Origin of the sequence: Bradyrhizobium sp. ORS 278 (assembly GCF_000026145.1) — a bacterium.
Classification (GTDB): Bacteria; Pseudomonadota; Alphaproteobacteria; order Rhizobiales; family Xanthobacteraceae; genus Bradyrhizobium.
Map to the genome: position 1 here is coordinate 3,811,593 of NC_009445.1, position 24,687 is coordinate 3,836,279.

Consider the following 24,687-nt stretch of genomic DNA (forward strand, 5'->3'; position numbering starts at 1 on the left):
TCCGTCACAACTCAATAGGGCAAGCCCCATGACCGCAGCTCCCGCACTCCTTCCGTCCCAGCGCGTCGCCATCGTCGGCGCCATCCCGCCGCAGTCGGCGGCCGCCGTCCAGACCTCCGGCTGGATCGATGCGACCACCTTCCACAACTACTTGTCCATGGTGCAGCTCGGTGCCATCGGCGCCGCCGCGACCGTCGACGCCAAGCTGCAGCAGGCGACCGACAACACCGGCACCGGCGCCAAGGATGTCACCGGCAAGGCCATCGTGCAGTTCACCAAGGCCAATACCGACGACAACAAACAGGCCGTGATCAACCTCAAGCAGGAGGATCTCGACTTCAACAACGGCTTCAAGTGGTTCCGCCTGTCGATCACCCCGGCTGTCGCGGCCACGCTGATTGCCGGCACCGTGTTCGGCGTCGATCCCCGCTTCGGCTTCGCCAGCGACAACAAGGCGGCCAGCGAAGCGCAGATCATCTGATCGTCTGTTGCGTGAGTGCGCGAGCCCTTCGCGGGGCTCGCGTCCGGTTTCCTCGAACAGGATCTTCAGCCCATGGCTTCCGCGGAATATTCCTCGCCAAACGGCAAGACCGTCGCCTCCGGGACGTCAATGGACAGCCTGCTGTCCGACGACTTCGGAGGCAGCGCAATCAATGCGACAGTCTGGGACGTCATCGACGGCGGCTTGCCTGCGGTCGTTGCCAACGTGGCCGTGTCCGCGCTGCAGAGCGCGCCGGTCGCGACCTTCAGCCAGGCCAAGATCGGATCTGGCATCGCCGGCATCACCGACAGCGTGTCGGCCTCCGGCCTGACCGTCAACATGGGCACCACGACCGGCGCCGAGCGCTGGTATCTCTCGCGGCAGATCTTCGCAGGCAAAGAGGATATTCTCGTCATCCTCTCGAAGTCGCAGGTGGTCGCAGGAAATTCGATCTATATCGGCCTGTGCGAGGTAGATCCGGCAAGCGGCATTCCGCTGCTCAATCCAAACTTCGCCGCTGACGGCAACGGCTCGATGGAATTCACGAACCGCGGCGGCGCCGAGTTCGGTCTCAGCGGGACGAATACCGCTTTCCAGGCCGAGGCGATCGGCGACAGCTCGTCGACCAAGGCGGTTGGCAATGCCGGCGCAGCCGGCGCGGCTTGGACCACGGCGCAGGAATGCCTGATCGAGATCGACAGCCGAGACATCACGGTTTCAACGGCATCGGTCGACTCGGTGGCTGCGAAGGCCTCGGGCGGCTCGCGGGTCTCGTCCCAATGCCCGAACGATAAGCGGCTCTATAAGCTGGTGATGCGCTTCCGCAATCCGACGGCGCCGGGGTCGGCGACATCGGTGACCGTCCAGCGCGTGCTCGTGGTCGACAACTATGAACAACGCGTGCAGATCTCGACGGGTGAGGGCGATCAGCTGGCGAGCAAGGCCGTTGCCGTCAACGTGGTCACTGCTGCGTCTACGCCCGTCACCGTCAACCAGAACATCCAGGCCGCGCACAAACTCACCTCGGCGGCCACGACAAACGCGACGCTCGTCAAGGCCGGCCAGACCCTGATCTGGGGCGGCCTCGTGATGAACACGGTGGCTGCAGTCCGCTACCTCAAATTCTACAACAAGGCGACGGCGCCGGTCGTGGGCACTGACACGCCTGTTCTCACGATCCCGCTTCCGCAGAATGTGCCGATCTCGCTTCTCGACCTGGTCGGCTCATGGAGCTGGAAGGCTACGCTCGGCCTCGGCTATGCCATCACGGGCGCTCCGGCTGATAACGACACCACCGCTGTAGGCGCTGGCGACGTCATGGTGAACATCATCTATCAATAGTGGGGGCGCAAAATGGCCGCCTGGCAAATCATGCTCAAGGGCGTTCCGCAGGTCGCGCCCAACTCGAATCCGCCGGCAACCTGGTTCTTCGACGACGCCATGCCTGAGCAAGTGGGCGCGGGCTCCGTCTCGACCGATGTCGTCCGCGCCTATGTCGCCGAGCAGGACGCGCTCGCGGATGGCTTCAACTACGTCGGCCAGTCGCCGGCTTCGCTAGCGCAAGGCTGATCATGCTCCGCATCACCGCGACAACCGGGCCCGTGCCGGTCTCGCTCGCCGAGGCTAAGGCGCAGTTGCCGGCCTCGGCTGACGACACGACAGTCACCAGCCTCATCCTCGCGGCGACGCTGGCGGCCGAGTCGGAGACGCAGCGCTTCTTCATGAAGCGCACGGCGGAGTGGGTCCTGCCGTGCTGGCGGCGCCCACTCGAGTTGCCGATCGCGCCCGTCGACAAGTCGGCGGTCCTGTCGATCAAATACGTCGACTGGACGCAGGCGCAGGTTACGCTCGATCCCGCGACTTACGTGGTGCAGACCCGTGGGCCGACCGTGCGCATCATGCCCAAGCTCGGCCTGGTCTGGCCGCTGGTCTATCTGACGTCCGCCGAGCCGATCGTCATTGCCTTCAACGCCGGCTATGCCGATGCCGCCAGCGTGCCGGAGAACGTCAAGGCGGCCATCAAGCTGACCGTGCGCCATCTCTATTCGCTAGGCAGCCAGAACCCGTTTCTGCGCCGCGATAGCGTCATCGGCGTCGGCGAGAAGCACTATCAGTTCGACCAGTTCTCGGCGCAGGCGCTGCCGCAGGCGGCCTCGGCGCTGCTCTGGTCGGAGCGTTGGGAGTAGGGCACATGACGCCGGCCGAGGCGCTCGATCAGCATCGCAGCCTGCTCGCGGAAGATGGCGAGGACGTCACCGTCCGCCGCTATGCGGGCACCGGTGCGTCGAGGGCCATCGCCTCCAAGGCGGTCGCGCGCGGCCGTGTCATCGGCGCCGGCGCCAAGCCGCTGGTCGGCGAGGTCGTGCAGGCGGGCCGGCGTGTCATCCTGGTCAACGATCCCCTGGCCGCACTCGGCTCCGGCTTCGTATCGTTGGCCAGCCTGCTGCCATTGGCGACGGCCACCGACCGGCTGTTTTTTCGCGGCGCCGAGTTCGCCATCGATGATATCGACGACGATACCCGCCGCGTCGGCGGCGTGCTGATTGCGCTCGTCATCATGGTCAAGGGCTAGGCCATGACGCGCACCTTCGACGAGGCCGATTATCGGCGCCGGCTCGACGCGATCCAGGACGACATGTCGACGGGTGAGGAGATCGGCCTGCTCGCCAAGGGCCTGGTGACCGGCACCGGCCTCGCGCCGATTGAGGCGCGGCGCCAGATCCAGACCGCCAAGATGGAAGCGCTGCGCGGGGCGCGCAAGGCCATGGTCAAGCGCATCCGCGCCGAGATGGACCGCGCGCGCGAGAATGCGATCATCCCGCTGGACGTGCAGGAGATCGTCACCGGCCGCGCCGACGAGCTCGTCAAGGTGCCCTGAGATGCGGATCGTGCTGCGCTATCAGCCGATGCAGGCCGTCGTCGATTTCGCGCTGGAGACGCTGCGCGAGCGCTCGCCGGTTGGTGCCGAGGGCGACCGGCATCCGGGGCTGTACCGGGACTCGCATACCGTGTTTCTCAACGGTCACGTGGTGTCCGATGGCGATGTCCGCGCCTGGCGCCCCGGTGACCAGATCAACATCTCCAACCCCGTGCCCTACGCCCGCAAGATCGAAATCGGCCGCGGCCGGATGACTGTCCCTGGTCACGTCTATGAGGAGGCCGCGCTGGTCGTCGCCTCGCGCTTCGGCAATCAGGCGGTCGTCAAATTCACGTTCATGCCGGTCCGCTTCGGCGACGTCCAATCCTTCGCCAGCTTCTCGCGCCGGATCCGGCCGGGGCGCCGCATGTCAGCCAAAGCTCGCCAGGACTGGCTGGTGCGCCAGCCGGCGCTCGAAATTCGCGGACGATAGGGAGAAGCATCGTGGCCGATTATGCCGGCGCCGTCGCCGCGATGCGCGCGCGCATGGTGGCGCAGTTCACGCCGACCGTGCCCATCGTCTATCAGAACGAGGACCCGCCGTCGCAGCCCTGGCCGCCGGCTACGCCTGCGCCCTGGGTCTATTTCGAGGTGCTGCAGGTCACCGAGCAGCTGCGCGGCGTCGGCCTGCCCGGCAGCCAGCTCTGGCTGACGACCGGCAACATCATGATCCACGTGTTCGCGCCCAAGGGCTACGCGATGCCGGATCATCTCGTCCTGGCCGGCCAGGCCGGCGCGATCTTCCGCGCGAAGACCTTCTACAACACCGAGCCCGGGGTGAAGGTCATCTGCGGCGGTGCCACCGTTCGCGGTGGCGATTCCGAAAGCGACGACGGCAACTACTTCGCCGTGACCGTCGTCATCCCCTTCGAATTCTACTGGATCGGCTGATCCGACCAGCAACGGAGAGAGCACGGCCATGCCCTATCAGTCGAATTTCAACGCCCTGATTGCCTACAAGGCGCAGACGGGGCTCGGCACCGCGGCCAGCGGCGCTGGCGCCAATCAGCTGCGGCTCTCCGGTGGCCAGGGCGCGAAGCTCTCGAAGGCGGCGATCGTCTCCAACGAGCTGCGCAAGGACGGCATGTCGACCCGCGGCCGCCACGGCACGCAGGGCGTCGTCGCCAGCTACAACGCTGAGGTGTCGCTCGGCTCGATCGACCCGATCATCCTCGCGATCATGCGCGCTGCGGCCTGGGACAGCTCGGTGCTCACCAAGACGCAGGCCGATTTCACCTCGCTGACGACCGGTGCGAATAGCATCGTGCTGGGGTCGGGCAATCCGATCACCATGGGCTATCGCGTCGGCGATGTCATTCGAGCCACGGGCCTGCCGGATGCCGCGAACAACGGCCGCAACATCCGTATTGCCGCGTTGTCGTCGACGACCATTACGACTGCCGAGACCCTGACCGTGAACGCCACGCCCGACACGACGTGCTCGATCACCAGGCCGGGCAAGCGGATCATCAATCCGGCCTCGCTGGTGCCGACCTATTTCACGCTCGAAGAGTATGAGGGCGATATCGACCAGTCGACCCTGGCGCAGGACTTCGTGTTCGGCGGCGTCAAGTTCTCGATGGCCGCCAACGGCCTGATGATGGCCGATGTCAGCGGCACCGGCACCGGCCAGATCCAGGCGCTCGGCACGGCGTCGTCGCCTTACTACACCTCGACCACGGCGCCATCTGATGTGCCGTTCTCGGTCGTCGACGCCACCATCCGCGTCGGCGGCATCGACGTCGTCGAGCTGACCGGGCTCGACCTCACCATGAACATTCAGCCGACCGCCACGCCCGTGTTCGGCTCCGGCGCGCAGAAGTATTCACCCGACGTGTTCACGGGCGCGCTGCAGGTGTCGATGAACATCACGGCGCTGCGCAAGAGCCTGACCTATCTGTCGGACTTCATCGCCGAGACGCAGTATTCGCTGCAGATCCTCGCGGTCGACAACATGGCCGAGCCGAAGGATTTTCTGTCGATCTTCGTCCCGAACTTCACGCTCGGCGGCGTCGATCCCTCGGCCTTCTCCAAGCAGGGCGGCGGACGGACGCAGACGATCTCGATCCCGGCGGCGCTGGTCGGCGCCGCCACCAACACGGCCGCCGGCTTCGATCCGACCATGATCTCGTTCCAGACCACGGCGCCTTAAGGACCATCCATGACCAGCCAGGACACGCTCGATCTCGCCGCGCTCGACGCGCAGGACGAGGCCACGCTCGACATCCGCCATCCCAAGTCGCTCGCCCCGACCGGCTGGGTCTGGACCTTCTACGGCCCGGGCCATCCGGTCACCGTGGGCCTCGCCAACCGCGTCGCGGAGGCTGCGCTGAAGAAGGCCGCGGCGCGACGCCAGGCGCAGGCCAACGGCCGCAAGTGGAAAGAGGACGAGCAGAGCCTCGCCGAGATCACGGCCGAGAACGTCGAGGCGATCGTCGCGCGCACCAAGTCGTTCTCGCCGATCAAATTCGACGGCCAGCTGATCGAGTTCTCGGCCGACGCGGCGCGCGGTCTGCTGCGCGATCGGCGCAAGGCCTGGCTGTTTGAGCAGGTGTCGGAGTTCCTCCGCGACGAGGTAAATTTTATTCAGCCCTCCGCGACGAGCTGAGGGCCTTCGCCGAACGAACCTTCGCGCTCGCGACCGTCGAGGACGGCGTCACCTATCGCGAGATGCTGGAAGGCCTGATGTCGCGGCCGACGCTGCGGTCTGACAAGCGCGCAGAGTATGAGGCGGAGTTGTCCGTGCCGCCGCTGCCTGCCGAGCTGGAGCGCGCCTGGCACGGCTTCTGTCGCCTCAGCGCGCGGCGCCGCGTCGGCTTGGCGATCGAGCCGATCGGCTGGGCCGATCTCGACGCCTTCATGCGGCTGACCGGCATCCGCCTGTCGCCTTTCGAGATCGAGCTGATCGAAATGCTCGACGATCTCTACCGCAAGAAAGACTGAGATGTCCGAGACCGTCACCGAGCTGGTCATCGATGCCGATACGTCGGGCGCCGAGCGCTATTCCGACGCGATGGACCGCGCCAGCGATGCGGCCGAAAAGGGCGTGTCGTCGGCGGGCTCGATGTCGCTGGCGATTGCCGGCGTGAGTGCGGCCTCGATCGCGGCGGTCGCAGGCCTGCGCTCGTTGTTCGACTATGTCGGCAGGCAGTCGCAGGAGCTGGTCGATCTGCAGGACCATGCCGAGCTGGCGGGCATGTCGCTGAAAGAGTTTCAGGAGGATCTCTACGCGGCGAGATCGAAGGGGCTGACCGAAAAGGACTTCGCGTCGGGCCTCGACAAGATCACATCAGACCTGACGCAGGCCAGCCAGCAGGCGACCGAATTCGGCAAGCTGTTCGAAGCCAACGGGCTCTCGATCCGGCAGGCCGGCGGCGAGCTGAAGACGGCCAAGCAGGCGCTTGCCGACATCATGGGCCTGATGGAGGGCGCGACGCCGGCCGTGCAGCAGCGCCTGGCCGCGATCGTCGGCGTCTCCGCGTCCTGGATCCCGTTCTTGCGCCAGGGCGTCGAGGAATTCGAGGCCACCAAGCAGAAGGCGCAGGATCTCGGCATCATCATCGACGATGCGACCGTGTCCAAGGCGCGCACCTTCAACAGCGAGTGGAAATCGGCCGTCGCTGCCTGGGATCTGCAGTTCAAGGCAACCTTGGCCGGGATCATGCCGCTGCTCGTGCAGGCTGCCAACCTGGCGCGCTCGATCCTCGACGGCATCGGCGCGGTCTCCGGCTCGGTCGGGCGCTGGCTGACGCCGATCGACGACCAGAGCAAGGCACAGCTGAGCGACACCATCAACGACGTCCATCGTCTGACCGAGATGCTGGAGGGGCTGAAGGGCGACGCGAGCGGCAGCGGCCTGGCCGCGTTCAAGGCGCGCAACCTCGCCGGCATGCTCGGCCTGCCTGAGAACGTCAGTCTCGATCAGGCCTATGCGTTCCTCGAAAAGGTGCAGGGGCTCTACGACAAGCCGCAGCGGGTCAACATCTATCCGAGCAGCTCGCAGGGCAACGGCACGGTGCTGCCCAGCATGGGCGGCAAGGATGAGATCGAGAAGGCGACCGACGCGATCGAGAAGCACATCGCCAAGCTGCAGGCGGACGCTGACGCGGCTGGCGCAGGCGCAGGCGAGTTGGAGCGCCTGCGCGCCGAGGCGCTGCTCTACGCGGCCGCGCAGCGCGCCGGCATCAAGGATACCGAGCGCTTCGCCGAGACCTTCTCGGATCTCGCCGAACGCGCTGGCAATGCCGCGGCGGCGCTCGCCAAGGCCAAGGTCAACGCCGAGATCCGCTTTGCCGGCAACACGGCGCTGTTGTCGCAGGGCGATCTCGCCATCGCGCAGCGGCTGAAAGACATCTATCCGGATGTCGCTGACGCGCTCAACTCGGCCGAGGCTGCGCAGATCCGCTTCAACGAAGCGACCCGCAGCCTCACCTCGAGCCTTGAGAGCCAGCTCGTCCCGGGCCTGGTCGCGATCGAGACCGGGCAGAAGAAGATCGCGCAGGGCGCCCTCGATATGGCAAACCAGTTTGGCCAGGCGCTGCTGCAGATGATCAACAAGGTTTTGATTGTCGAGCCGCTGCTGCGCAGCCTGCAGGGCGTGGTGTCGTCATTCGGCGTCCCCGGTGTCGGCAGCGGCGCCGCGGCCGCGCCGTCGGCCGCTGGCCTCGACGGCCTCGCCGCCATCCATCATAGCGGCGGCATGGCTGGGGATCCGGGCATGCCGATGCGCCTGGTGCATCCCGCGACGTTCGATCATGCGCGGCGCTTCCACGGCGGCGGCATCGTCGGCGACGAGGTGCCGATCATCGCGCGCCGCGGTGAGGAGGTTGGCTGGCCGGACCAGCTGGCGCGCAAATACGGCAGCGCTGCGCCGCAGGTCAACGTGACGCTGATCGAGAGCCCGAATGCGCAGGGCGCGGTAACGCAGACGCAGAACGGCAATGGTGGCATCGATATCGAGGTCGCCATTGCCCAGATCGCGGCCAAGAGCGCCGCGCGCCCGGGCGGTGCGGTCAACCGTGTCCTCACGGATCAATTCAGCGCGCGCGGGCGGCTCGCCAGCCGGTAGGAGAGGAGAGAACCATGGACATGGTGAAGGGCGCCGTGATCATCGCGGCGATGGCTGCCGGCGTGGTCGTCTATGCGATCCACAAGATGGCGCAGGCGTCGGCTGCCGATCGCAGGATCCGGCACGAGCAGTTCATGGCGCGCCTGGTACCGGAGCATGTCGAGACCATCGTCAGGCTTACCGCGACCCGTGACGCGGAGATCGCCAAGGCGACCAAGACCGTGCCGTCACAGCTGATCGACATGAAGCGGGCCGAGGGCTGACATGGCCGACACCTGGCCGGCAGGGCTGCCGCAGCGCCTGCAGCTGCAGGGCGCGAGCCTCGGCATCGGCGATGGCCTGGTCGAGGCGACACCGGACCGCGGTCCACCGATCACGCGGCTCGGCTCGACGGCCGTCGCGCGGCCGCTGGCGGGCGCCGTGATCCTGACCTCGGCGCAGGTCGACACGTTCGAAGCGTTCTTCGTGACGACGCTGGCGCGCGGCTCGCTGCCGTTCTGGTTTCCCGACCCGCGCACGGGAACGTTGATCCTGGTCAAGTTCGTCAAGGGTCAGCTGCCGGTGCTGGTGCCGCTCGGCGGCGATAATTTCCAATACAGCTTTCAGCTGCTGGTGCTGCCATGAGGGTGTTTTCTCTCCACTTTCGCCGCGAGTTGTTTGCGCAGGAAAGCGGCGAGGTGCCGATCTTCCTGCTGACGATCACGCATCCCGAGCTTGCTACGCCGATCCGCCTGTCGACCGATCCGACGTCGCGTCTGTCGACCGATCCGCTGGTCTACGGCACCGTGAGCCGCGCGCAGACCTACTACTATGCCGGCGTCGCGCTGACCTTGCCTGATGAGCAGGAAAAGTCGGCGCCAGCTTCGAAGCTGACGATCTCGAACGTGACCCGCGAGCTGATCCCGCTGGCCCGCTCGGTCTCGTCGCCTGCGCGGGTCGATATCGAAATGGTCGCGGCGTCCAATCTCGACACTGTCGAGACCTCGTTCCCGGGTTTCCAGATGACCAATCTTGAGTACGACACGATGGAGCTCAATTTTGACCTGACCATCGATCCGCTGACGTCGGAGCCGTATCCATCGGGCTCGTTCAACCCGGCGAGCTTCCCGGGCCTATTCTACTGATCGGCTGCTCTCCCGATGCTCGACAGCTATATCGGCATTCCCTTTCAGTCGCACGGCCGCACGCGCGCCGGCTGCGATTGCTGGGGCTTGCTGCGGCTTGTCTATACCGAGCAGCTCGGCCTGGAGCTTCCGAGCTTTGCCGAGGACTACGTCACGTCAGCGGATCGCGAGGCGATTGCCGGCCTGATCGCCGGAAATCTCGGCGGCTGGTCGCAGATCCCGGCAGGTCATGAGCAGGCGCTCGACGGCGTGCTGATGCGCGGCTTTGGCGGCATCGGTCACATCGGCGTCGTCGTGCAGCCTGGCCTCGTGCTGCACGTTCAGTTTGGCTGCACCAGCCGCATCGAACGCTACCGCAGCGGCCCGCTGGCGCAGCGGGTGAGGGGCCTCTACCGCTACACAGCACCGGTCATTGCTTGATGCACGCGAACTCCCTGCAACGCCACGCGCTCGACGGCGAGATCCTCTCGCCGCTCGCTACCGTGCGCGTGATTGGGCGTGCGCATCCGCTGTCGAGCCGGCGGGTGATCTGCGAGGTGCCTGCGGGGCTCTCGATCGCCGAGATCCTGCAGCTTTGTGCAGGATCGAGCGGCGCGGACTTCGCGGTCTATCTCGGCGAGCATCCGATCCGCGCGGAGAACTACGGCCGCATCCGCGTCAAGCCGGGCGCGACCGTGGTGGTTGTCCCGCGGCTGCAGAACAATCCGGTCTGGCGCACGGTGGCGACCGTGGTGATCGCCGTCGCAGCACTGGTCGCGGCGCCCTATCTTGCGCCGGGCATCATCGCGGCAGCCGGCGCGATCGGTGTGACCATTGCCGCAACGACGGCGATTGCGATCGGCGCTGGCGTCATCATGCTGGCGGGCTCGCTCGCGCTCAACGCGCTGTTTCCGATCCGTCCGCCGGAGCTGTCGGCGCAAGGCTCTGGCGCGCCGCTCAACTCGATCCAGGGCGCCAACAACCAGGCCAACCCTTACGGCACGGTGCCCGTGGTGCTCGGCCGTCACAGGCAGTCGCCGTTCTACGGCGCCAAGGCCTACACCGAGATCGTCGGCAACGATCAGTATCTCCGGCTGCTGTTCGTGCTCGGCTACGGCCCTCTGCAGGTCGAAAGCATTCAGATCGGCGAGACCGCGATCGGGACCTACGCCGACGTGCAGACGGAGTTGCGCCAGGGCTATGCCGGCGATGCCGCGGTGACGCTGTATCCCGGCCAGGTCGACGAGCAGGCGCTGTCGATCGCGCTGCAAAACCGCGCCGATCCGCCGCGCTTGACCGGCCATGCGCCGTGGTCCGACAGCGTCGTGACCTCTGTCGACACCGACGAGATCGCGGTCGACTTCCTGGCGCCGTCGGGCATCAACATGACCGACAGCAAGGGCAACGACATCTCATGGTCGTTCACGATCGAGATGCGGTACCGCAAGGTCGGTGCCGCCAGCTGGACCACGGGGCCGCAGACCGTGTTCACCCGTTCCTATGAGCCGATCCGCCGGGGGCAGCGCATCGCGGTCGCGCGCGGCCAGTATGAGGTGCAATGCCAGAAGCCGCTCGGCGATGCCGATCCGAAATATGCGCGCGACCAGGTCACATGGACCTCACTGCGTTCGCTGCGATCGGCGGCGCCGATCTCCTTCGACAAGCCGCTTGCGCTCCTGGCGGTACGCATCAGGGCGACCAATCAGCTGTCGGGCGTGATCTCGACACTCAACTGCGTCACGACCTCGCTAGTGAAGGCCTGGAACGGTTCGGCGTGGGTCGCAAACCAGCCGTCGAGCTGGCCGCCGGATCTCTTCCGCCATGTCTTGCAGGGCCCGGCCAATGCGCGTCCTGTGGCCGATAGCGGCATCGACCTCGCCAGTCTTCAGGAGTGGTGGACCTATTGCGTGGCGAACGGATTCAAGTTCAACAAGGTGCTGACCGATTCCGCCTCGGTCTATGATCGCCTGCTCGGGATCTGCGCCGCCGGCCGCGCGGTCCCGACCTTCATCGACGGCAAGTGGGGCGTGGTCTGGGACCGGCCGGCCGATCCGGTCGTGCAGCACTTCACGCCGCGTAACTCCTGGGGCTTCAAGGGACAGCGGACCTATGCGCAGCGGCCGCACGGCTGGCGCGTGCCGTTCATCAACGCCGCCAATGGTTGGACGCAGGACGAGCGCACCGTCTATGACGACGGCTATGACGCCTCGAATGCGACGCTGTTCGAGCGCATCGAATTTCCCGGTGTCACCGATCCCGGACTGATCTGGCGCCACGGCCGATTCCACATCGCGCAGTCGCGCTTGAGGCCGGAGAATATCTCGCTGTCTGTCGGCTGGGAGCACCTCGTCTGTACCAGGGGCGACCGTGTCGCTGTCACGCATGACGCAATGCTCGTCGGGCTGGCGTCGGGTCGCGTGAAATCCATCGCCGGGCAGGTGGTGACCGTCGATGAGCAGGTGACGATCGAAACGGGCAAGACCTATGGCTTGACCTTCCGCATCGCCGACGACGCGAGGTCGATCACCCGCGCGGTCGATGGCGCCATGGTCCCCGGCGATTACAAGTCCCTGACGCTGGTCGGCGATCTCTCGGTGCTCTCGGGCGGCGAGCTGTTTGCGTTCGGCGAGACCGGACGGCAGACGGCGATCTATCGCGTCCGCTCGATCACGCATCAGCGCGACTTGAACGCGACGCTCGGCCTGGTCGACGACGCGCCTGAGATCGCGGCAGCCGACCAGGGCGACATCCCGGACTACGATCCGCACGTCACGGTGCCGCCGGATCCGCTCAGCCTCCCGCCGCGCTCGTTCAGATTTCTGGAGGTGATCGACGGCCGCGGCGCCACGGCGCGGGCGCTGGTGCGGCTGGTGTGGCAGCTGCCGCGTCTCGGCAAGACCGTCTCGTTCGACGTGCAGCTGCGCGATGACGATGCCGGCGGCGACTGGACCGCCGCGGCGCACGTGCTCGCGCCAACCATGACGGTCGACGTCCCCCTGACCTCGGCCGGCATCTGGTCGTTCCGAGTCCGCTGCGTGTTCGCGGACGCCACGGTGTCGGACTGGGCGGTGTTGAATGCGCTCAATCTAGCGGGGCTGTCGACCGTTCCCGGCGACATCACCAATCTGCACATTCGCGCGGTCGACGGCCAGACGGTGCTGGATTGGACGGTGGTCGATGATTCCAGGGTGCTGTTCTATGAGATCCGCAAGGGCTCGACCTGGGACACGGGGCTCGTCGTCGGCGATGCGGTAGCGCAGCCGCCCTGGGCCACAACCGGCGACGGCGTCTATCACGTCAGGGCCTATGTGCTCAGTCCGTTCAGCGCGAGGATCTATAGCGCTCACTCGGCCTCGATCACGGTGCTCGGCGCCATCATCGCGCGCAACATCATCGTCTCGCATGACGAGCAGATCGAGGGGTGGACCGGCCAGCTGCAGGGCGGCGTTATCGACGGTAGTTTCATCCGAACCACTCCAACGGCGACCCTGACGTTGCCCTGGGCCACGGAGATCGTGAGTCAGCTGGAGTTGTCGGGATTGCATATCGCAATCTACGTCTCGCCCATCATCGTCAATATCGGGCAGGCCGCAGAGTGCCGGTTTTGGACGCAATTTGAGGCGTCGGGCATCCTGCAAGGCGACGACTTCCTGGCACAGACCGATGTGCTGGCCTCGGCCGACGTGCTCGGCACTTCGCCGACGCGCTACATCGACGCCTTCCCGATCTGGCGTTTCGCGACAGGTGCCGGCAACGACGTGTTCGCGCCGGCCGACGTCTTCGCGGCGACGGATGTGTTCTCGGCCGACATCGCCTGGGGCGACTGGACCGCCATTGCCACCGGCACGCGGGTGGCGCGCTACTTTCAAGCCGGCATTGTGCTGATCACGGGACGAGAGGACACCAGCGCTGTCGGGACGAAGTTCTCATGGTTCGTCGATGTCCCGGACCGCACCGATGACTACACGGCCATGACCGTTCCCGATACCGGCCTCGACGTCACGTTCTATTCTGGCGGCTACAACGGCACGCCGACGTCGGGTGCTGCAGCCACCCCGTTCAACGGTGGTCCGAACGGCTCGCCTGTGCCTCACGTCCAGCGCGCCATCGTCAACGGGACCAATGGTGACGAGGTGAAGGTCACCAACGTGACCTTGAGTGGCTGCAGGGTCTTTGTCGTCAACGCCGGCAGCAACGTCACGCGTGCCGGGGTCAACCTGCTCGTCCGCGGGTTCTAAGTGGATAGGCCGCATCACTTGATGGACCACATGTCGATGTCGTCCTTGCTGGCCGCGATGATGACGACCACCAGCAATCCTGCCGCGAATACCCATTCCATGGGTTTGCCCTCCGGTTGAAGGCAAAACTTAGCCGGATCTATATCTGGCCGCAATCAACGGCCTGTTCTGAGTAGCGCCACCCGCGAACGCCACCGTCCACCACCATGCCCGGGCGCGCGGCGGAAAAACTCCTCATCGCCTATCCGGAGAACACTCCATGACCCGCTTCAAGCGCGCGGCTGCATTTGCGGCCGCGTTGATTGCTGCTACCACGGTGGCAGCGCTGGCCGTGCAAAACGAGTTGGTGCCGCCGACGTCGGGCATCTACACCGGCGTGCAGTATTCTCAGAAGATCGGTGACGCGTTTCGCTCGATCGCGAGCTGCAATAAGGGTGCGACGGCGCCGGCGAATGTCGGCGGCGCCGCGGTCGACGGCCTGTGCTGGATCGACGATTCCGCGACGCCCTGGGTGGTCAAGCAATACGTCAATGGCGGCTGGGCTGTGATCGGTGCGCTCGATCCGTCCGACAGCTCCTATGCCGGCGTGATCGGCGGCGGCACGCCGGGCTCGATCGACAGCGCGACCGGGCCGGTGATCAACCTCGGCAGCGTGTTGCCGGCCAACGTCACCATCACTGGCACCTCAACCTTGACCGGCTTCGGCGCGTCGGCGCCGATCGGGATCATCAAGGTGATCCGGTTTGCCGCGGCCTTGAAGCTGACCAACTCGGCCGCGCTCACGGTGCCCGGCGGCTTCGACCTCGTGACCGCGGCGGGCGACCGCGCCATCGTCACCCATCTCGGAAGCGGCAATTGGGAGATTACGAGCTACACGAGGGCGTCCGGCATTCCCGTCGACATCTCGGCCGTCGGCCGCCCCTCATTCTCGTTTGCGGAAGGGGTGCCGCCGCTGCACGTCGCCGGCTATGGCCAGGCGCTATCGCGGGCCTCCTATCCGGCGTATCTCGCCAAGGTGACGCGGGTGCAGAACGGGACGCGCACCTCGGGAAGCGCGACGATCGCCAGCGTCGCCAATACTGACGGCCTCGGGGCCGGCATGCCGGTGGAAGGTACTGGCATCGCCGCCAACTGCGCGATTGCCAGCGTCACGTCGAACGCGATCACGCTGAACTCATCGAGCTGCGTGATTTCCTCGGGCACTTCGGCCGTCACGGTATTCACGACGGGGTATGGCACCGGTGGCGACGCGACGACGGTCGGCGTCGCGGATTGCCGCGGACGGACGCTCGCCGGCCGCGACCGCAGCGATCCGGGCTCGCTAGCGAACCGGTTGACCTCGAGCTATTTCGGTGCGGCAAGCAACGTCTTTGGCGCCACCGGCGGGTCCGAAAGCCACACGCTGATCACGGCCGAAATGCCGAGCCACAATCACGGCTACACCGACCCGGGCCATTCGCACCCCACGTCGCCCAGCGTCTTCCAGGGTTTCACCGGCACTGGCTCGCTGGCCCCGGGCCCTGGTGGGAGCGGTATCAACAATCTCACCATCTCGAACGCGACGATCGGCATCACCATTCAGAACACCGGCGGCGGCGGCGCGCACGCGATCGTGCCGCCGACTTTGATCGCGGAATGCGTCGTTCGCGTCACGCCCTGATCTCTCCGTCTACCCATCAACAACAGGACCATCCGATGAAGCTGTTCAAGCTCGCCGGCACCATCGCGGTTGCCGCAATGCTCGCGCTCGGCCCCGTCCATGCGGCCGAGCAGGGTTCGCTGGTGATGCCCTCCGCCGGCCCGATGTCGATGGCAACCCTGATCAACTCCTGGCTCAACCCGGGTATCCGAGCGCTGGCGAGCTGCAACTGGGGAGCCTCGGCGCCGGCCAACGGGCCGTCGTCGCTGCCACTAGCCTATCAGTGTTGGGCGGACACAACGTCTAACCCGGTGCTGTTCAAGCGCTATGACGGCTACTCCTGGGTGGTGTTCGGTGCATTGGATACGACCGCGCACAGCTGGACGCCGTACCGCCAGGGTGCGCCGATCGTCGCTGTCGCCACCTCCGGCAGCGCCGCGGATTTGACGGCGGGCACCTTGCCGGCGGCGCGGCTGCCGAACCCGAGCGCCACGACGCTCGGCGGCACGCAAAGCAAAGCCTGTGCGACCTCGAATTGGCTGAACGCGATATCGACGTCGGGTGTGCCAGGTTGTGCGCAGCCGTCGTTCTCCGATCTGCTCAGCTCGATCGCCTGCTCGCAGCTCGCGGCGCTGACCGGCGACGTCTCGACGACGGCCGGATCCTGCGCCACGGCAATCGGTGCGAACAAGGTGCTCGACACCATGTTGCGCCAGGGCGGCGCGCTGTCGCTGATCGGCCGTAGCGCCAACACCACCGGCAACGTTGCCGATATCCAGGCGACGGCCGGATCGTCCTGCGCTTTCCGAGAGAGCAGCAACACCATTGGGTGCGGCACCTTGGCGACGGCGGCCTATGCGGCCAACAGCGTCACAAATGCCAAGCTTGCCCAGATGGCCAATGGCTCCAGCAAGTGCCGAACCACGGCAGGCACCGGCGATCCGGAGGACTGCACCGCGACGCAGATGCGGTCGTTGCTGTTGCTCGTCGTCGGCACCAACGTCGAGGCCTGGGATGCCGATCTCGACGCGTTGGCTGCGCTGTCGAGCAACGGCATGATCGCGCGCACTGGCGCCGGGACCGCCGCGGCTCGCACCTTCACGGCGCCTGCCGCGGGAATCACCATCGGCAATGGCGACGGGGTCGCCGGCAATCCGACCTTAGCGCTAGCCAATGATCTCGCGGCCCTTGAGGGCTTGACCGGGACCGGCCTCGCGCGGCGGACTGGCACCGATGCCTGGTCGGTCGGCACGGTCGTGTCGCAGGCCGAGGGCGGCACGGGGCAGGTGACGGCGGCGGCGGCCCGGCAATCCTCTGGCCTCAACGTCTACGGCGATTCCGGCACGGCGCACGGCGACGCGGCGGCAGCACTCGCCTGCACCGAACGCATGGCCTACACCAACGCGGCGTTTACGGCCTCGCGTACCTGGACCCTGCCGGCGGCGAACTGCTCCGGCGCCTCGTTCACGATCAAAATCGCGGACATGCAGGGCACTGTGACCGGCGTCAACACGCTGGTCATCGCGCGAGCCGGGTCAGACACGATCAACGGCTCAGGCACGTCGGTAACGATCACCGCTGCCAACGGTGGATATGAGTGTTCAAGCGACGGCACCAGCAAATGGTCGTGCTTGTCCATGGGAGCTGCGTCTGGTGGCGGCGTGTCGAGCGTCACCTGCGGCACCGGTCTGTCGGGCGGTGTGATCACGACGTCAGGAACTTGCGCCATCGTCGGAAGCCCGGTGCTGCTGAACACCGTGACGGGCTCCGGTGTGGCGTCGCTGTCGGACACCACCTCGCTCACGGCGACGTATCCCGCCTATGAGCTCGTGGTCGAAAACGTCTTCGCTGCAACGAACAATGTGACTCTCAACCTGCAAGTCCAGGTGAGCGGGACATTCCAGACGACCGGGTATCTCGGGGCGAATGTCGCCACAGGATCCGGCACGGTGATCACGAACGCAACCGGCGCGGTGCAGATCTCGCAGACGGCGACGGTGCAAAATACGGGCAATGGCCTGTCCGGCACCATCAGGATCATCACGCCGTCGAACACGACGGCCCCGAAGGCCATCTATGGCCAGAGCACCCACACGAACGGGACGTTTTACGTGAGCAATGCTTTCTCAGGCGCCTACACAGGCGGCAATGCCGCAGTGACCGGGTTCCAGGTGGTTGCCTCGAGCGGCAACTTGACAGGGACAATCAAGGTGTACGGCATCCCCTAGGCCTCCCTGCAAGCTTGACGAGCCCGTTCTTCCATGGGCACAGTAGTGCCATGCGACTAATACAATCTCTGATGATTATGGCCGCCCTGTTTGTTTCCACGCTCGTCTCGAAAGCGGGCGCCGATTTGGAAACTCCTTTTCAGTGTGGGTCGGAGTTTCTGGCGAAAGGTGGCTTCAGGCGAATTACTCTCCCCGAAGATATGGCCGAAGGTTGCGATATCTGGGTGATTAACGCAGACTCCGCCAGCGGAAAGCGGCTGATTGGCTTTCCGAGCACGGTGAACCCTCGGCTCTATCCAGGTCAGGCAGTATCTGTCGTGCGCCGGGATGGCAGATGGTTCGCAAAATCGACGCCTGGGCGCTGGCGCATAAATGGACCTCAAACCGTTCGCGTGGACGCTCTTGGCGACGATGAAAATGACGGGTTGTCGGACGACACGCCATTGCGCACGATCGGCGCGGCCGCGCAAGTCATCCAGCGGGACTTTGATCTCCAGCAAGCCACGCCTATCATTGCCGTCAGCGTGGGCCAGGAATTTACCGACCCGTTGCTGCTCGGTGGGCAGGCAACAGGGGGTAATCTCGTGCAAATCAGTCCATACGGGCGGGGATCGTTCACCTGGACAACACCCGGGCCGTGCATCGTCGTGGGGGACAATGCCGAGATTGACGTTCGCCTGAATCAATTTTCCGCAACGTCGTCTATTCGATTCCAGTGCAACAGATCTCACGCACGCGACAGCGGCCATATCTTCGTGCACAACAACGGCGTACTCGACATGGAAGGGACGCCCGTTTTTGTCGGAGCCGGTAAGTACGACAATGCGATCTACTTCGATGGTCCGACCGCCGGGGCGGCCTTGATGGATGGGTTCTTGGTCGACGGCGAGTTCGACTCCTTGTTGAGAATGGAAGAGGGCGGAGGTCGCTTCCGCATTCATGGCTCGATCGCGCCGGTGAGCAGGCCCGAGGGGACATGGTATCCATGGCGTGTGAGCGAGCAACCGCGGGTTGGTCGCATGGTGTCTATTCATGGCGCGAGCCAGCTTTATCTAAATGGAGATCCTCAGTTGACTGGATGGGGATCCATCGGAACGTCGATAGTAAGCGGCCAAGCCTTGTTAGTTACGAATGGCCGTCGAATTCCGGGGGGCGCAAAGGCCACTCAGAATGGATTGATCGCCGACTCCAAGCGATGATCTGACGCCGGTAGTCCGGCCAGACAGCAAGGTCCGCCCGTGGAAGTGGTCGCCAATAGCGGCCGGCACGCGCACGGCCTTCGAGTCTACCTTTCCCGCCATGCGGGCGGTCCTGACGCATTCCGAAAATCATCAGCAACTGAAGCGCGTGCCGGCGGTCACGGCCGCCTGCGGCTGCGCGCTTTGATCAGGAGGGGCAGCATGCCCGACATTCTACTTAACTTGCTCTCCAAGTCCGACCTTCTAATCGTTTTCGGCGGCATGGCCTTTCTGCTCGCACAGACGAACCGCGCGCTGCAGACGGTTCTCTCCGACATGACGCGGCTGCTCGCCGGCCAGCCGGTCGCGCAACGGCAGATCGCGCCCGCGGTGCTGGCGCCGGCGCCGGCCGTGATCGCGGTCGATGCAAAGCCGGGGCTGCCTGCGCCCAAGCCTGCCGCCGTCGAGGCGCCATGGATGGCCGCCGCCGTCGCGCAGATCGGCTTCCGCGAGACCGGCGATAACCACGGCATCGACCGCTTCATCGCCATGGCGCATTGCGGGGCGGACGGCGATCCCTGGTGCGCGATCTTCGTCAACGCGATGTTGGAGCAGTCCGGCGTCGCGGGCACGCGATCTGCGGCCTCGCAGTCGTTCCGGACGCATCCCGGCTTCATCGCGATCGAGCAGCCGGCGCGGGGTGCGATTGCCGTGTTCTGGCGTGGGCAGAAGGGCTCGACGCTCGGCCATGTCGGCTTCTATTGGGGAGAGGACTCGAGCCGCGTCTGGACGCTCGGCGGCAACGAGAACGACATGGTCCAGATCGAGGCGCTGCCCAAGGCCTCGGAGCGCTTCGGCCTGGTCGGCTACTTCTGGCCGAAGGGCGTAGCCCTGCCCACAAGCGGCCCTGTGGTGATGCCGGCGGGCACCGCGGCCAGTATCCAGGTCGCGCCCGGCAGCGCACACACGGCCGCCGCTGCGGCGCCTGGCGCCAGGCAGACCGCAATCGTCGCGACCATGTTCGGCAACGGCGAGGCCTCGGCCTATGGCGGGATGGTCGAGGACGGCAAGCCGGGCGTGGCGCTGCCGTTTCGCTTCGAGGGCGAGCGTCCCCGCGTCCGCGTCACCAAGGGATCTCGCTCGGTCGATTGCGACATCGTCGACGTCGGGCCCTGGAACACCAGCGATCCCTATTGGCAGGCAGGCGCCAGGCCGCAGGCCGAGTCCGGCACCGACAGCCGCGGCCGGCGCACCAATCGCGCCGGCATCGATCTCACCTTCGCGGCCGCATCGGCCATCCAGCTCGACGGCAAGGGGCTCGTTGACTGGGAATTCATCGATCAGCCCCAACAGCCAAAGGTCACCTGACATGGATATCGCCCAAGCCGCCGACGCGGCAGATAAGTTCGTCGAGGAAGCCGCCAAGATCGAGCCGACCGTCGCGGCTGTCACCAGCATGTTCGTGCCGGGCGCTGCGCCCGTGGTCGCGACGGTGCAGCCCATGATCGCCGTTGCGATCCCCTTCGTCGAGAAGGCGCTGCAGGACATCGCCGCTCACAAGGGCGGCGATGCGCTCGGGGCTCTTGCCGAGCTGATCGGACATCTCACCAGGGACATGCCGAATTCGCCGATCCTCAGCCCGATCGGCGCGACGATCCCATCCCCGGGCTGAAGGAGGTTGGAATGCTGAAGAACTGGAAGACCACGCTGTTGGGTGTCGGCACGTTGATGACCGCTGCCGGAGGCCTGATCTCGCATTTTTCGAGCAGCGGCATCACGCCGGCCGATATCGCGAACATCTCCGCTGGCATCGGACTGCTGTTCGCGAAGGACAGTAGCGTCACCGGCACCTGAGGCCATTGGGCAAAAATCGGCCCGGCGCGCGCCGCTACCCGCGGACCGCGCCGGGCCCGGCATCTTGACGAGCGTTCGTGCGTCATCGGGGCAAAATGCGTCCCTTGCCGGGCGCGCAACAGGCGGGAAATGACAGGTGAGCCAACCGGACAAGAGCGCTGACAAGACGGTCAGCGAGAAGCTCGTCGACAGCGTGCTGCTGAAAGCCTGGTCGCGAGCGAGCATGATCGTGGCGACCACCATCCTGTTGCCGATCGGCTTCTCGATCGGAGGCCGCATGATCTCCTCCATGGACCAGGTCGCGGACAAGATCGACCAGATGCGGATCGTGCAGATCGAGCAGTCCGGCCGAATCGAGGCACTGCGGCAGCAGCTGATGGTCCAGCAACAGAGTCTCGCGGATCACGAGGCGCGCGTGCGTTCGCTCGAACGCGGCCCGGTGCTGCGCCAATAGCCATTCTCGAAAATCGGAATCGTCACATGCTCGACGCCATCGCCATTCTATTTGCGGCCTGGGGTACGGCCCGCGCGGGTCACGGCAACGTCGGCATGCTCGTGATCCGGATCCTGCTGGTGACAGTGGCGGTGATCGGACTCTCGATCGCTGCGCTGATGAGGGGAGCGTGAGATGCGCAAGCCACTCAATCTCTCCCGGGAGGAGATCGAGCGTCGTCGGGCCAAGGATCGCGAAGAGGCGCTCGGCGCGATCAGGGACAGCGACGTCGCGCGCGGCCGGCTGGAAAGCTGGAGCGGCGGCCGCGTCAACCGCTCATACGGGACGACGACTAAGATCCGCGCCGGCCGGCAGCCGGCAATCTGCAAGAGGAGACGACTTTGAGCTATTCATTCAACATCAGGGCGACGTCGAAGGTATCTGCAAAATCGGCCGTTGCCGCTGCGTTCGACAACGTGGTCGTGTCGCAGCCGATCCACGCGCGCGACAAGGCGGCTGCGCTGGCGAACGCGTCTGCGGTCATCGACCTGCTCGCCGACGACGCGCCGGAAGGTCACCTGATCGCGGTCTCGTGCAATGGCTACGTGGGTTGGCGCGAGGTGCTGCTGGCCGATGGCAGCAATCCGCTCAATGCGGCCTCGGTGTCGGCGCAGGCGTCCTACATGCCGTCGGAGGGGTAACCCTGGCACTGGAAAACCCCGCCGGGTGAGGGCGGGGTTTTGCTCTGGCGCCGGGAGGCTACCTCGGGTGTATCTCTTTGACGCCCTTTGCTCTGGGCTGACCTCGATCTCACCACGGCCCGTCTTATGAAGGCATCATAACACCATCAACGCGTGCGTCAACAGTAAAAACAACCTATGGGTTCAATTCCTCCAGCATCGCATCCATGAGGTTGCGAACGTCGGTCAGCCGCAATCGGCCATCGGAGGGCCGCAGGTACTCTCGCAGCGCTCGCCCTTGCCGGGCGGCGATCTCGTCCTTTGCCAGCCCGGTTGTCGCGGCTCGATAGGCCTTGAGATCGGCCAGGAATTCGCGGGCCACCTTGGGCGGCAGGTCAAGCGGCCGGCGCGCCATCAATGCAGCCGCCGCAGGTGTCGCGAGGCGATCTCGGCGAGAGCCTCGGTGGCGTCGTCGATGTCGGCCGTGTCGATCACGGGCCTGTCTGTCTCGATCAGCGCGCGGTTGCAGAGAGGGCAGGGGTCGCCGGGCGCGCCGCACCGGCAGCCGGCTGGACCGTCGATCCAGGGTCGGTCGGGATGTGCTTCGCACACGAAGCCGACGTTGCCGCAAAGCAGGCAGATCCTCATCACGACTCGAGTCCGCGGAGGCGATTCAGTTCGGTCCGGGCGAGCGCCCTCGCTGCCTCACGGGCCTCGTCCTGGCTCGTAATGTTCATTGTGATCGCACGCCGGCCGGCGTTGTCATCCCAATAGAAGTAGACCGAGGGCCGGCCGTCAGCGAACTGGACCTCGAAGCTGCCAGTGGCGGGAATGCCCTTCGGGCTGTGCGGAATGATGCGGACCGGATCACCTTCCATTGGGGCTCGGAGAGTTTGGGGAGCGTTCTGGAAAGCCATTATATATCAATGCTGGCGCTATTCCCCAAAAACATGCATAAACCATTGATTTTGCTGATTTCCCGCCGTTCGCTAGGGAGCGCCATCCTCGGGCACCGTTTCCACTCGAAATCGTCTGGGTCGCCCCTGTCGTGGCCCGCTCCGCGTTGACGGATGGCAGGTCGAGCCGGCCCGATCAACCCTCCATTAGGGTCCTTCCCGTACTGCAGTCGGCAAGCAGGAGCAGGATGATGGCCGCACCCAAGAAGCGGGAAGCCCGCAAGTCGATGAAGCAGCCGGCGTGGATCACGCTGGATGGCGGATTCGCGGTGCGCCATTGCCTGGTTCAGGACATCTCCAGCTCGGGCGCCAGGCTGACCCTGCAGGAGGCGGCCGCCCTGCCGGCCACCATCCGGCTCGCCTTCGCGCGCGACGCGCGGACGGGGCGGCTGTGCCAGGTGGTGTGGCGCCGTGGCGCGTCGGTTGGCGTCAAGTTCATCGGCAAATAGCGGATCGCGGTCGCTTCGTTGCGACAGACGCGCTATCAAGCGCCATGGTCAGGTTCGTCATCCTCATTGCGATCGCCTCGCTGGGCGCCATGAGCGCCGCGTCCGCCGGCTCGTCCGGCTCCTCGCTGTTTGATCCGAAGGGGGGCGCGATCAGCAAGCCGATCTCCCGTTCCGGCGCGGTCACCACCAATCCCTGCGCATCCTACGGCGCCAACTTCGTGCGCGTCGAAGGCACCGACACCTGCGTGAAAGTCGGCGGGGCGCTGCGCCTCGATATGGGCACGTCGACCGGCCGCTGACGTTTACGATAGCGGCGGCGCGATGTGGCGGATGAAGGCCGGCCGCTGCGCAATTTGCGCGTACCAGCGCATCAGGTTCGCCAGCTCCGGCTTGATCACACCCTCGACGCCGAACCAGCGCCGCGCATAGGCGCCGAGCGCGATGTCGGCAAGCGTGAAGCTGTCCGCCTCGACATAGGTACGTGTGGCCAGGTGGGCGTCGAGGATGCGCCACATCATCGCGGCGCCGTCAGCGGCCTGCTGCAGCGCGGCCATATCGCGCTGCTCAGGCGGGGTGCGCACCAGACCCCAGAACAGCGGCCGCTCGGTCGGCTGAACGGTCGAGAGCGTCCAGTCGAGCCAGCGCTCGACGGCAGCGCGGTCTCGCGGCCGCGCCGGATAGAGCAGGGTGTCGCCACCATAGGCGAGGCAGAGATAGCGCATGATCGCGTTGCTCTCCCATAGTACGAAGTCGCCATCGACCAGCGTCGGGATGCGGCCGTTCGGATTCATCGCGAGGTAGTCCGCCTCGTTGTTGCGGCCGAACTGCATGCCGGCATCGATGCGGTGAAAGCCAAGATCGAGCTCGGCAAGACACCACAGCACCTTCTGCACGTTGACAGAGTTGGGGCGTCCCCAGATCGTCAGTTGCGTTGCGGCGGGCACATCGGACTCCTCTCATGCCGAGCATTCTCCGACGATCTTGATAGCGCATCGCACGCAAAAAGCCCCGCTTCCGGCGGGGCTTTTCGGTCGAACGCGTCGCGCGCGATCAGTCTGTCGTCGTGGTTCCCGGCGATCAGCGGCCGAAGAACAGCCACAGCAGAATGATCACCGGAATCGGCACGCCCAACAACCACAGCAAGATTCCTCGACCCATCTCGGCCTCCTCATATCCTCTCCGTCAATCGGAGCGACAACGCGAGGGTGGCCACGGGGTTCCGATCGTGATGTCGCGAACGATTGATCAGGACTGCGGCAGATCGCTGAGCGGCAAGCCGATCCGGAACAGGCAATAGCCTTCGCGATCGAAGATCGCCCGAACCTCGTCGTTGACGTCGGCTTTCACCCGCGTGCGCGTCAGGCGCCAGTCCTGCTCGCGCACGCCAGCCGGGACTTCCCGGTCATCCGGCAGCACGAGCCGATAGCTCGGATCACGCAGACGGACCAGGAAACGATACATGC

34 protein-coding genes are annotated in these 24,687 nt (G+C 65.6%); 29 read left to right on the forward strand and 5 right to left on the reverse strand.

What is annotated here, in order from left to right; translation table 11 throughout:
* Positions 1–28 precede the first annotated feature (28 nt).
* From BRADO_RS16970 to BRADO_RS17090, 27 genes are all read left to right on the forward strand, one after another.
* Positions 29–481, forward strand: coding sequence for a hypothetical protein (locus BRADO_RS16970; RefSeq protein ID WP_011926552.1), 453 nt, complete (start codon positions 29–31; stop codon positions 479–481).
* Between the two features lie 72 nt (positions 482–553).
* A complete protein-coding gene (locus BRADO_RS16975) occupies positions 554–1,822 on the forward strand; it encodes a hypothetical protein (protein WP_157872581.1) in 1,269 nt (422 codons plus the stop codon).
* Positions 1,823–1,834: 12 nt separating this feature from the next.
* On the forward strand, positions 1,835–2,050 hold the full coding sequence (locus BRADO_RS16980; protein WP_011926554.1) for a hypothetical protein: 216 nt from the start codon (positions 1,835–1,837) through the stop codon (positions 2,048–2,050).
* 2 nt (positions 2,051–2,052) lie between these two features.
* Positions 2,053–2,667: a hypothetical protein gene (locus BRADO_RS16985; protein WP_011926555.1), complete on the forward strand. Its 615-nt coding sequence runs from the start codon at positions 2,053–2,055 to the stop codon at positions 2,665–2,667.
* Positions 2,668–2,672: 5 nt separating this feature from the next.
* Entirely contained in the window at positions 2,673–3,053 is a 381-nt protein-coding gene (locus tag BRADO_RS16990; protein ID WP_011926556.1) for a hypothetical protein, read from the forward strand.
* A gap of 3 nt (positions 3,054–3,056) precedes the next feature.
* Positions 3,057–3,359, forward strand: coding sequence for a hypothetical protein (locus BRADO_RS16995; RefSeq protein ID WP_011926557.1), 303 nt, complete (start codon positions 3,057–3,059; stop codon positions 3,357–3,359).
* A 1-nt stretch (position 3,360) separates the two neighbouring features.
* Entirely contained in the window at positions 3,361–3,831 is a 471-nt protein-coding gene (locus BRADO_RS17000; RefSeq protein WP_011926558.1) for a hypothetical protein, read from the forward strand.
* 11 nt (positions 3,832–3,842) lie between these two features.
* On the forward strand, positions 3,843–4,289 hold the full coding sequence (locus BRADO_RS17005) for a hypothetical protein (protein WP_011926559.1): 447 nt from the start codon (positions 3,843–3,845) through the stop codon (positions 4,287–4,289).
* Between the two features lie 28 nt (positions 4,290–4,317).
* The gene (locus BRADO_RS17010; protein ID WP_011926560.1) at positions 4,318–5,550 is read left to right on the forward strand and encodes a phage tail tube protein; all 1,233 of its coding nucleotides are present in this window, start codon (positions 4,318–4,320) and stop codon (positions 5,548–5,550) included.
* Positions 5,551–5,559: 9 nt separating this feature from the next.
* Positions 5,560–6,006, forward strand: coding sequence for a hypothetical protein (locus BRADO_RS17015; protein ID WP_011926561.1), 447 nt, complete (start codon positions 5,560–5,562; stop codon positions 6,004–6,006).
* Between the two features lie 77 nt (positions 6,007–6,083).
* Complete coding sequence (locus BRADO_RS17020) at positions 6,084–6,341, forward strand: hypothetical protein (protein WP_244422833.1); 258 nt, start codon at positions 6,084–6,086, stop codon at positions 6,339–6,341.
* A 1-nt stretch (position 6,342) separates the two neighbouring features.
* Positions 6,343–8,466, forward strand: coding sequence for a hypothetical protein (locus BRADO_RS17025; RefSeq protein WP_011926563.1), 2,124 nt, complete (start codon positions 6,343–6,345; stop codon positions 8,464–8,466).
* Between the two features lie 14 nt (positions 8,467–8,480).
* Positions 8,481–8,729, forward strand: a complete 249-nt coding sequence (locus BRADO_RS17030; RefSeq protein WP_011926564.1) for a hypothetical protein — start codon at positions 8,481–8,483, stop codon at positions 8,727–8,729.
* Position 8,730: 1 nt separating this feature from the next.
* Positions 8,731–9,090: a hypothetical protein gene (locus BRADO_RS17035; RefSeq protein WP_011926565.1), complete on the forward strand. Its 360-nt coding sequence runs from the start codon at positions 8,731–8,733 to the stop codon at positions 9,088–9,090.
* Positions 9,087–9,590, forward strand: coding sequence for a DUF1833 family protein (locus BRADO_RS17040; protein WP_011926566.1), 504 nt, complete (start codon positions 9,087–9,089; stop codon positions 9,588–9,590). The genes BRADO_RS17035 and BRADO_RS17040 overlap by 4 nt, the downstream gene beginning before the upstream one ends.
* A 15-nt stretch (positions 9,591–9,605) precedes the next feature.
* Positions 9,606–10,010 carry an NlpC/P60 family protein gene (locus BRADO_RS17045; protein WP_011926567.1) on the forward strand — a complete coding sequence of 135 codons (405 nt, stop codon included), beginning with the start codon at positions 9,606–9,608 and terminating at the stop codon, positions 10,008–10,010.
* The gene (locus BRADO_RS17050; RefSeq protein ID WP_041756622.1) at positions 10,010–13,807 is read left to right on the forward strand and encodes a host specificity protein J; all 3,798 of its coding nucleotides are present in this window, start codon (positions 10,010–10,012) and stop codon (positions 13,805–13,807) included. Before BRADO_RS17045 ends, BRADO_RS17050 begins: the two co-directional genes overlap by 1 nt.
* A gap of 259 nt (positions 13,808–14,066) precedes the next feature.
* A complete protein-coding gene (locus BRADO_RS17055; protein ID WP_011926570.1) occupies positions 14,067–15,467 on the forward strand; it encodes a hypothetical protein in 1,401 nt (466 codons plus the stop codon).
* Between the two features lie 35 nt (positions 15,468–15,502).
* Positions 15,503–17,674: a hypothetical protein gene (locus BRADO_RS17060; RefSeq protein WP_041756623.1), complete on the forward strand. Its 2,172-nt coding sequence runs from the start codon at positions 15,503–15,505 to the stop codon at positions 17,672–17,674.
* A 71-nt stretch (positions 17,675–17,745) separates the two neighbouring features.
* Positions 17,746–18,873: a hypothetical protein gene (locus BRADO_RS17065; protein WP_041756625.1), complete on the forward strand. Its 1,128-nt coding sequence runs from the start codon at positions 17,746–17,748 to the stop codon at positions 18,871–18,873.
* Between the two features lie 201 nt (positions 18,874–19,074).
* Entirely contained in the window at positions 19,075–20,220 is a 1,146-nt protein-coding gene (locus BRADO_RS33500) for a TIGR02594 family protein (RefSeq protein ID WP_244422834.1), read from the forward strand.
* 1 nt (position 20,221) lies between these two features.
* The gene (locus BRADO_RS17075; protein WP_011926574.1) at positions 20,222–20,524 is read left to right on the forward strand and encodes a hypothetical protein; all 303 of its coding nucleotides are present in this window, start codon (positions 20,222–20,224) and stop codon (positions 20,522–20,524) included.
* Positions 20,525–20,535: 11 nt separating this feature from the next.
* Complete coding sequence (locus BRADO_RS35040) at positions 20,536–20,706, forward strand: hypothetical protein (protein ID WP_011926575.1); 171 nt, start codon at positions 20,536–20,538, stop codon at positions 20,704–20,706.
* Positions 20,707–20,842: 136 nt separating this feature from the next.
* The gene (locus BRADO_RS17080) at positions 20,843–21,160 is read left to right on the forward strand and encodes a hypothetical protein (RefSeq protein ID WP_011926576.1); all 318 of its coding nucleotides are present in this window, start codon (positions 20,843–20,845) and stop codon (positions 21,158–21,160) included.
* Between the two features lie 26 nt (positions 21,161–21,186).
* Positions 21,187–21,333: a hypothetical protein gene (locus BRADO_RS35045; RefSeq protein WP_011926577.1), complete on the forward strand. Its 147-nt coding sequence runs from the start codon at positions 21,187–21,189 to the stop codon at positions 21,331–21,333.
* A 1-nt stretch (position 21,334) separates the two neighbouring features.
* A complete protein-coding gene (locus tag BRADO_RS17085; protein ID WP_011926578.1) occupies positions 21,335–21,544 on the forward strand; it encodes a hypothetical protein in 210 nt (69 codons plus the stop codon).
* Positions 21,541–21,840 (forward strand): hypothetical protein, encoded by a 300-nt coding sequence (locus BRADO_RS17090; protein WP_011926579.1) that lies wholly within the window; start codon positions 21,541–21,543, stop codon positions 21,838–21,840. Before BRADO_RS17085 ends, BRADO_RS17090 begins: the two co-directional genes overlap by 4 nt.
* A gap of 175 nt (positions 21,841–22,015) precedes the next feature.
* On the opposite strand, the gene BRADO_RS17095 is transcribed toward BRADO_RS17090, so the two are convergent.
* The 3 genes from BRADO_RS17095 to BRADO_RS17105 are packed head-to-tail and all read right to left on the reverse strand — an operon-like array spanning position 22,016 to position 22,697.
* Positions 22,016–22,234, reverse strand: coding sequence for a hypothetical protein (locus BRADO_RS17095; RefSeq protein ID WP_011926580.1), 219 nt, complete (start codon positions 22,232–22,234; stop codon positions 22,016–22,018).
* Positions 22,234–22,467 carry a hypothetical protein gene (locus BRADO_RS17100; RefSeq protein WP_011926581.1) on the reverse strand — a complete coding sequence of 78 codons (234 nt, stop codon included), beginning with the start codon at positions 22,465–22,467 and terminating at the stop codon, positions 22,234–22,236. Before BRADO_RS17100 ends, BRADO_RS17095 begins: the two co-directional genes overlap by 1 nt.
* A complete protein-coding gene (locus tag BRADO_RS17105) occupies positions 22,467–22,697 on the reverse strand; it encodes a hypothetical protein (protein ID WP_041756627.1) in 231 nt (76 codons plus the stop codon). Before BRADO_RS17105 ends, BRADO_RS17100 begins: the two co-directional genes overlap by 1 nt.
* Positions 22,698–22,966: 269 nt before the next feature.
* On the opposite strand from BRADO_RS17105, the gene BRADO_RS17110 reads away from it, so the two are divergent.
* Both BRADO_RS17110 and BRADO_RS17115 read left to right on the forward strand, forming a co-directional pair.
* A complete protein-coding gene (locus tag BRADO_RS17110; protein ID WP_041757569.1) occupies positions 22,967–23,224 on the forward strand; it encodes a PilZ domain-containing protein in 258 nt (85 codons plus the stop codon).
* A 44-nt stretch (positions 23,225–23,268) separates the two neighbouring features.
* A complete protein-coding gene (locus BRADO_RS17115) occupies positions 23,269–23,523 on the forward strand; it encodes a porin (protein ID WP_011926584.1) in 255 nt (84 codons plus the stop codon).
* 3 nt (positions 23,524–23,526) lie between these two features.
* On the opposite strand, the gene BRADO_RS17120 is transcribed toward BRADO_RS17115, so the two are convergent.
* Both BRADO_RS17120 and BRADO_RS17125 read right to left on the reverse strand, forming a co-directional pair.
* Positions 23,527–24,168 carry a glutathione S-transferase family protein gene (locus BRADO_RS17120; protein WP_011926585.1) on the reverse strand — a complete coding sequence of 214 codons (642 nt, stop codon included), beginning with the start codon at positions 24,166–24,168 and terminating at the stop codon, positions 23,527–23,529.
* A gap of 301 nt (positions 24,169–24,469) precedes the next feature.
* A complete protein-coding gene (locus tag BRADO_RS17125) occupies positions 24,470–24,685 on the reverse strand; it encodes a hypothetical protein (protein WP_011926586.1) in 216 nt (71 codons plus the stop codon).
* Positions 24,686–24,687: the final 2 nt, after the last annotated feature.